This is a genomic window from Streptomyces sp. CB02923 (assembly GCF_001905005.1).
Classification (GTDB): domain Bacteria; phylum Actinomycetota; class Actinomycetes; order Streptomycetales; family Streptomycetaceae; genus Streptomyces.
Window position 1 is genome coordinate 812,171 of the sequence record NZ_LWKZ01000025.1, and the last position, 8,103, is coordinate 820,273.

Annotated in this window: 6 protein-coding genes; 4 read left to right on the forward strand and 2 right to left on the reverse strand. The window is 72.1% G+C overall.

Translation table 11 applies throughout. The features are described from left to right. Positions 1-73: 73 nt before the first annotated feature. Positions 74-289, forward strand: a complete 216-nt coding sequence (locus tag A6A06_RS43215; RefSeq protein WP_242441038.1) for a hypothetical protein — start codon at positions 74-76, stop codon at positions 287-289. A 282-nt stretch (positions 290-571) separates the two neighbouring features. Here A6A06_RS43215 and A6A06_RS31825 read toward each other — a convergent pair whose 3' ends face one another. Further along, positions 572-1,540 (reverse strand): TetR/AcrR family transcriptional regulator, encoded by a 969-nt coding sequence (locus tag A6A06_RS31825; protein WP_073765879.1) that lies wholly within the window; start codon positions 1,538-1,540, stop codon positions 572-574. 444 nt (positions 1,541-1,984) lie between these two features. On the opposite strand from A6A06_RS31825, the gene A6A06_RS31830 reads away from it, so the two are divergent. Together A6A06_RS31830 and A6A06_RS31835 are read left to right on the forward strand one after the other, a co-directional pair. Beyond that, positions 1,985-3,358: an NAD(P)/FAD-dependent oxidoreductase gene (locus A6A06_RS31830; protein WP_073765881.1), complete on the forward strand. Its 1,374-nt coding sequence runs from the start codon at positions 1,985-1,987 to the stop codon at positions 3,356-3,358. A 382-nt stretch (positions 3,359-3,740) separates the two neighbouring features. Then, positions 3,741-5,522: an ATP-binding SpoIIE family protein phosphatase gene (locus A6A06_RS31835; protein WP_073765884.1), complete on the forward strand. Its 1,782-nt coding sequence runs from the start codon at positions 3,741-3,743 to the stop codon at positions 5,520-5,522. Positions 5,523-5,642: 120 nt separating this feature from the next. Here the strand turns inward: A6A06_RS31835 and A6A06_RS31840 are convergent, their stop codons facing one another. Further along, on the reverse strand, positions 5,643-6,983 hold the full coding sequence (locus tag A6A06_RS31840; RefSeq protein ID WP_073765886.1) for an MFS transporter: 1,341 nt from the start codon (positions 6,981-6,983) through the stop codon (positions 5,643-5,645). Between the two features lie 132 nt (positions 6,984-7,115). On the opposite strand from A6A06_RS31840, the gene A6A06_RS31845 reads away from it, so the two are divergent. Continuing rightward, a complete protein-coding gene (locus A6A06_RS31845; RefSeq protein WP_073766094.1) occupies positions 7,116-7,676 on the forward strand; it encodes a MarR family winged helix-turn-helix transcriptional regulator in 561 nt (186 codons plus the stop codon). Positions 7,677-8,103: the final 427 nt, after the last annotated feature.

Here is an 8,103-nt window from a genome sequence, read left to right on the forward strand (position 1 = left end):
GGGGCGGTAGTCGTCCTCGGCCCGGTCGTGCCGCTCGATGGAACGGTCCAACGCGCCCGCGCCACCTGTGCCCGTGCCCGATGCGCCCCTGCCCGGCGTGCCCGGCGTGCCCGCGCCGCCCCTGCCGCCCGGCCCGTACGGGCGTTTCTGCCCCGGGACCTGCGGGGCGCGCGATCCGGCCGTACCGCCCGCGCTCTCCGCGCCGCCCGCACCGGCCCTGCCGCCGCGCTGCTCGTCCCGCCCGTCCACACCCATCGCCGAGCCCCCGAACACGCCGTCACTGCGGTAACACGGCGCAAGCGTGCCACAGGGAGGCCCCGGCCTTGTCCGGCAAGCACACCAACCACTCGTCCGGGGCGAGTTCGGGACCGGGAGTACTAGGGGTCACTCGTACGGGGAATACTCGTCCGGCCCGCTCTCCGGACCTGCAGACGGCGGAAACCAACCGCCCCACCCGCCCCACTCACGCGAGAAGGACCTCGCCCCACCCACGCGAGAAGGACGAGGCGCGACACCGGCCCACGGCCGGCCCCACGCCCCGCCCCATCTCACCTGCCGGGCCCGCAGTTCCTCACTCGGCAGGCCGCGACCGCAGCCCTTCCAGCAGGATTTCCAGCAGCCGGGCCGAGGCGGCCTGCTGCTGGGCCGGGTCCGGCAGGGACGGTGCGCCCGTCGCGATGACGAGCAGCACGTCGGCGACGGTCACGTCCGCCCGCAGCTCGCCCGCCTCGCGGGCCCGCTCGACGAGCTGCCCGACGACTTCGAGCAGCGCCTGGGCGCCGCCGTCCGCCGTGGACTCGCCGGACGGTGCCTCCAGCGTGCCGGTGGCGGCCGGGCCGCGTGCGGGCACGCCGTTCGGAGCGCCCATGGGAACCCCGTTGGGGGCCGTGGCCGCCCCGTCCGAGGACTCCGCCTCGGGCGCGCCGCGCTGGGCGACGACGCGGAACTCCGCCGGTACGTCGGGCGTCAGCGCGCCCGGCACGCCCGCCGGACCACCGGCCGCCGTGCCGTCCGGCCCGTACGCCTGGCGCTGCTGCGGTACCCGCGCCTCGGCGGCACCCGGATGGGCCGGGCCGTCCGGAGCGCTGGCGCTCACCCGCAATATGCTCGGCGGCAGCAGCCGTCCCGCGCCGGAGGCGACCGACGTCCGCAGGAAGCGCGAGAGCGCCGACCACGGGTCGTCCTCCTGTCCGAGCGCGGTACGCGCCTGGTCGGTCAGCCGGGAGGTCTCCTCCTCGGCTATTCGCCTGACCAGCACGTCCTTGCTCGGGAAGCGCCGGTAGACCGTTCCCACCCCGACGCGGGCGCGCCGCGCCACGTCTTCCATGGGCGCGCCGTACCCCAGCTCGCCGAAGACCTCGCGAGCCGCCCGCAGGACGTGTTCAAGGTTGCGCTGCGCGTCCACCCGCAGCGGTGTGCTCCGGCCACCGCCACCGGAGTGCGTGGTGCGTGCGGTGTGCGTGGTGCCGTTTCCCCTGCCTTCGGATCCGTGCGCGGTGGCAGTTACGGCAGTCGGCCATTGAGAGCCCTGAATGTGCATAGATGATCCCCCGGTAATGACGTCTCCCCCCGGAGACTCCCCGCCCTGACTGCTGGGGCGTAACGACGTGACGACGAGAGGTTGCACCCCAACGAGGTACGAACATAGTTGAGCCCAGGTCAAGAATGAAGGGGGCAGTTCCGCACAGTCCGTGCACCGATCGGAGCACGGACCCGATCCGCCCCGATTCCGTACCCTCTCCGCGCCGCTGAACCACCACCTGACCTGCACTCCTGCGGCCGTCGGCGCGGAATCCGGCCCTCCGGGCCAATATGCCCGGCCGGTCATACATTTCGTCGGGCCTGTGGACAAAGACGTGTCGCCGGTGCGTCATGGAACAGTGCTGTGTCCTTCCGGGGGCGCAGTGCCTGGTGGTGGCAAGCCGGTCGGCCGGCGGTGGCAACCCGCGCGGGCCGGCCTTTCGATGTCGCGAGGAGAACCTCTGTGAAGGAACCGGCGCGCATTCTCGTTGTCGGCGGAGGCTACGTGGGGATGTACACCGCCCTGCGCCTCCAGCGGAAACTGAAAGAGGAACTGCGACGGGCCACCGTCGAGGTGGTCGTGGTGGATCCCGACCCGTACATGACGTATCAGCCGTTCCTGCCCGAGGCGGCGGCCGGCTCCATCTCGCCGCGGCACGTCGTCGTACCGCTGCGCCGGGTGCTGCCGCTCTGCAAGGTCATCGTCGGCGAGGTCGTCTCGCTCGACCACGCAGCCCGTACTGCCACGGTCACGACACCGGCCACTCAGGAGGACGGCACCGGCGGTATCCAACTGCCCTACGACGAACTGGTGCTGGCGCCCGGTTCGGTCTCCCGGACGCTGCCGGTCCCCGGCCTCGCCGAGGGCGGCATCGGCTTCAAGACCGTCGAGGAGGCCATCGGTCTGCGCAACCACGTCCTGGAGCAGCTGGACATCGCCTCCTCGACCCGTGACCCCGCGATCCGCGACGCGGCCCTGACCTTCGTCTTCGTCGGCGGCGGGTACGCGGGGGTGGAGGCCCTCGCGGAACTGGAGGACATGGCGCGCTATGCGGCGCGTTATTACCACAACGTCGACCCCGGTGACATGAAGTGGATCCTGGTCGAGGCGACCGGCCGCATCCTGCCGGAGGTGGGTACGGCGATGGGGCAGTACGCGGTGCGGGAGCTGCGGGCGCGCAACATCGACGTACGGCTGGAGACGCGGCTGGAGTCGTACGAGGGGCGGGTCGCCGTCCTGAGTGACGGTGCGCGGTTCCCGGCTCGCACTCTCGTGTGGACCGCGGGCGTCAAACCGCACCCGATCATCGCGGCATCCGGCCTGCCGCGCACCGAGCGCGGACGGCTGAAATGCACCGCGGCGCTCCGGGTCGACGGGGTCGAGCACGCCTGGTCGGCGGGCGACGCCGCGGCCGTGCCGGACCTGACGGCGGAGCGGCCCGCCAAGCCGGACGAGCCGCGCAAGGAGTGCGCGCCCAACGCCCAGCACGCCGTCCGCCAGGCGCGGGTGCTGGCCGGGAACGTCGCGGCGGTGGTGCGCGGCGAGCCCGTCGTGGACTACGCGCACAAGTACGCCGGGTCGGTCGCCTCGCTCGGGCTGCACAAGGGCGTCGCGCACGTCTACGGGCGCCGCCTGAAGGGCTATCCGGCGTGGTTCATGCACCGCGTGTACCACCTGAGCCGGGTGCCGACGTTCAACCGGAAGGCGCGGGTGCTCGCCGAGTGGACGCTCGCCGGGCTGTTCAAGCGGGAAATCGTTTCTCTCGGCTCGCTGGAACACCCGCGTGCCGAGTTCGAACTGGCCGCGGGTACCGGCCGCCACAACGAGGCGAGCTGAGGGGCCGTCGTACACCGTCAGCCGTACGGGCCACCGGGGCCGGGCCCTCCGGCCGTACGCCCTGCCCGTACGGCCCGTCCTGCCCCCGCGTCCCCCGTACGCGGAGGCAGGAACTCCACCTCGTGCCTCCCGCGTCTGACGGATGTCAGTCCGGTCGGCCACACTGGACGTGTGACCATGGGTGGGCTCGTATCTGCGAAGAGTGACAATCACGAGGATTCTGGACGTTTGCTGCAATCCGCCAGAGGGCGCCGAGCGTGCCCCCAGCCGACACTGCTCCCCGCGTCCGCCGGGTGGGGGTTCCTCCGGCGTGCGCGCGGGAAGTCCCGCCGAGCCGACGGCCCGACCCCGCGCGACGACGCGAAGTAAGAGGTACACCTCCGTGAACTTCACGCGCTGGAACGCCCGTCTCCCCGGCACACAGCGGCGCGGCGCCGCCCGGCCCGACCGTGCCGCGCCGACGTCCGCCACCGTGCCGGCCACGTCCGCCGCCCCGGCCCCGGGCGGCCCGCCGGGCGCGGGCCCCGGCGCGGTCCCCGCGGCCCGCGCCGAACACCCCGACCCCGGGGCGGCCGGTGACGGCCCGTCCGCCGGCCCGGACCGCGCGCCCAGCGTCGACGCGCTGTCCGTCCACGACATCCTGGGCAAGGTCCCCGCCCTGGTGGCGGTCGTCTACGGACCCGAGCACCGCATCGCGTACGTCAACGGCGCGTACGCCACCGTCTTCGGGACCCGTCCGCCCGGCGCCACCGCGCGCGAGGCGCTGCCCGAACTGGACGCGCTCGGCCTGCTCCCGCTGATGGACCAGGTGCTGCGCAGTGGCCGCCCCCGTACGGTCAAGGCCCGCCGAGTGCCCGGCGGGGCCGGCGCCGACCGGTCCCGCGACGGGTACTACACGTTCACCTGCACCCCCATCGAGGTCGCCGCCAGCGGCCCGGCGCCCGATCCCGAGGTCGCCTGTGTGGCGCCGCACCGCGGTGTGCTCGTCTTCGGGGCGGACGTCACCGACCAGGTGGAGTCCACCGAGCGGCTGCGCGCCAGCGAGGCACGCCAGCGCGCCGCGGCCGTGACGCTCCAGCGCTCCCTGCTGCCCCAGGAGCTGGAGCAGCCGGACGACCTGCGGGTCGCCGCGACGTACCAGCCGGGCGGCACGGACGCCGCCGTCGGCGGCGACTGGTACGACGTCATCACCCTCGGCGCCGGGCGAACGGCCCTGGTCATCGGCGACGTCATGGGCCGGGGCGTGCGCGCCGCTGCCGTCATGGGACAGCTGCGTACGGCGGTCCGCGCCTACGCCCGGCTCGACCTGCCGCCCCACGAGGTCCTCCAGCTGCTGGACGGGCTGGCCGCCGAGATCGACGCCAGCCAGATCGCGACCTGCGTGTACGCGGTCCACGACCCCAACGAGGGCCGCCTGGTCTACGCCTCCGCAGGCCATCTGCCCATCCTGGTGCGCGCCGCGGACGGGACGGTCGTCCGGGCCGCGGAGCCGACCGGTCCGCCGCTCGGCACCGGCGGCTGGCTGCACACCTCCGGCAGCGTCCCGCTGGGGCCCGGTTCGAGTGCCGTCCTCTATACGGACGGCCTCGTCGAGCGCCGCGACAAGGACATCGACCACGGCGTGGAGGCCCTGGAGCGCGCCTTCGCGGGCGCGACCGGAGCGCCCGACATCGTCTGTGACCGTCTGCTGCGCGCCCTGGGGATCACCACCGACCACGACGACGACGTGGCCGTCCTGGTGCTCCAGCACCCCGCCCGTACGGGGCACGACGCCGAGCTGTTCCACAACGCCGCCCTCGAACTGCACGGCGGTACGGAAGCGGCGCCCCGCGCCCGCGCCTTCGCCTCCGGGGTGCTCGCCTCCTGGCGCTTCTCCCCGGAGCTGCACGATCTCGGTGTCCTGGCCGCCAGCGAACTGGTCGCCAACTCGCTCCAGCACGGCACACCGCCGATGCGGCTGCGGCTGCGCCGTACGGACCGCCGTCTGATCGTCGAGGTGACCGACGGCGACGACCACCTGCCGCGGCGGCGCCGGGCCGAGCCCGCCGACGAGGCGGGCCGGGGCATCTCGATCGTCGCGACGATCGCCTCGGCGTGGGGTTCGCGGCGGACGCCCGGTGGCGGCAAGGCCGTGTGGTGCGAGTTCGCGCTGCCGCGGGAGTAGGGGCGGGAGCCGCGCGTAGGGGCACACGTGTGACGGACCGGGTCCTGGCAGAGAAACGGGACGGGCCCTGCTCGATGCAGCAGGGCCCGTCCCGTACAGGAGTCGGCTCTCTCGCGCGGCTTACGCCACCGCCGTCACGGACTCACGTCGAGGCGCACCCGTTTCGGCGTCCGCCCCGGCCCCCGTGTCGGTGACCGTGCCCGCCGGCGCGTCCGGAGTGAAGGCCCGGATGTGCGGGTTGTCCTGCGCGGGGCTCAGCAGCCGTCCCAGCCGCAGCGCCAGCACGCTGATGCCGACCGCGCAGAGCACCAGCATCCCGATGTACGGGGCGGACATCCCGTGGCCCACCATGAGGGCGCCCACCGCCGGGCCGATCGCCAGCGCGAGCTGCTTCACCAGGGCGAAGACCGAGTTGTACATACCGACCAGGGACGTCGGCGCCAGGTCGGCCACCAGCGGGGCCACCGTCGGCGACAGCATCGACTCCCCTATACCGAACAGGGCGTAGGTGGAGATCAGCAGAGTGGTGGCCACCGCGTGCGCACCGTGCACCAGGCCCGACAGTCCGGCCGCCAGCCACGCCACGGTCCAGATCAGCCCGACCACGGCCATGACCCGGCTGCGCCGCCGCCGCTCGACCAGTTTCAGGACCACGAACTGGGCCGCCACGATCGCCGCCGTGTTGGCGGCCAGTGCGATTCCGAGCGTCGACGGCGAGATCCGCGTGACCTCGGTCGCGTACGCCGCGAGCCCCGACTCGAACTGGCCGTAGCAGGCGAAGAACAGGACGAAGCCCAGCAGGCACAGCCACATCATGCGGCGGTCGGCGAACAGCGCGCGCCAGGCGCCCTTGGCGCGGGCCTCGCTCGGCACCGCGTCGTCGACCCGTGCCGTACGCGGCAGCCGTACGGTCGCGATGGCCGCACCCAGTACCAGGAACATCACGGCCTCGATCGCGAAGAGCCGTACGAAGCTGCCGGCCGCCGACTCGTCGACCAGCAGGCCGCCGATGAGCCCGCCGATGCCCAGACCGAGGTTGTTCAGGAAGAACTGGGTGGCGAACGCCCGCGACCGGGTGACCGCCGTAGAGCACCACACGATCATCGTGGCCAGGGCGGGCTGGATCACCGCGATACCGGCGCCGAGCGCCACGGCGGACAGGATGACCATGGGCTCGGTGGTGGACAGGCCCAGTCCGAGCGAACCGACGGCAGCGGTGACGGCACCCACGACGGCGACCGGCAGGGGGCCCCGCCGGTCGATGGCCCAGCCGGTGAACGGCAGCACGAGGAGCGCGGCGACGGCCAGCATCGCGAGAACGAGACCGGCCGTACTCGCGCCGAGGTCCCGTACCTTCGCCACATAGACGTAGAGATACGGAACCGTGAAGCCGTTGCCGAACGCGCTCAGCGCGTTGCCCAGCTGGATCCGGCGCAGCGCGGCGCCCATCGCGGTGGTCACACTCACCTACCTAGGTCAGATCGCAGGGGACTGGACAGTCACACCCTGAAGACTTCAACACTAAAGTTCGAAGCTAAAGAGTACATGGCGAAGGACTTCAATGCCAATGAGGTACGTGCCATACTTCCCGGCATGTCAGAGCCCTCAGATGCGGCCCCCGGTCCTGCGGAGCCGAGCCTCGAGGAACAGATCGCGGCCTACCAGCGCGAGTTCCAAGGCCTCGACCCCCAGGTGGAGCAGGTCGTCTCCGCACTGCAGCGCCTCAACCGCCGGATGAACGTCGCCTACGGGCGGCAGACCGCCACCCTCGACATGAGCAACGCGGAGTGGGAGGTGCTGAAGGCCCTGGTCGTCGCGGGAGCGCCCTATCAGATGGGCCCCGGCGAACTGGCCAAGCGCCTCGGCCTCACGCCGGCCGCCATGACGCACCGCATCGACCGCATGGCGAGCGAGGGGCTGGTGACGCGGGAGCGTGACGAGACCAATCGCGTCCGGGTGATCGTCGAGCTGACCCAGGAAGGCCGCGAGAAGTGGGTCGAGGCGATGCGGATGGCCTCGGTCTTCGAGGAGGACCTGCTCCAGGACCTCTCCGCCGACGAGCGCGGCCAGCTCGGGGAGATGCTGACCCGCCTGCTGTGCCGCGTCGAGGACGCCCAGCCGGACGCCGACGGCCGGCTGAACGACCTCGACTGAGACTCGGCCGGGACGGGCGGCCAGGGCGGCCGGCACCGCTGTCGGCGGCACAAAACCGCTTGACCAGAGGCGGTTGACACGACCCGCGGCCGTACGTAAAGTTCTTCGAGTTGCCATGGAGCCGTAACGGTTCTGCGGTAACCCTCACGCCGCACCGGCGGCACAACCATTACTGCACGGCCCCCGAACGGGACCAATTTCGGCATGCCGAAATCAGGACCTGCGACTCGATTATGAGTCACCGGGAAAAACCGCTAAAGTAGTGATCACGCCGGAAGGCGCGAACAAACCCCCTCCGACGGGGAATCGGATTCAAATTCGAACCGACAGCTTCCTTCACCGGAAGCCCGGAACGGAAAACGGATCTGATAGAGTCGGAAAGGCCGAAAAGCGAAAGCCGGACGGCCACCCCGCTCCAGCAGGGAGC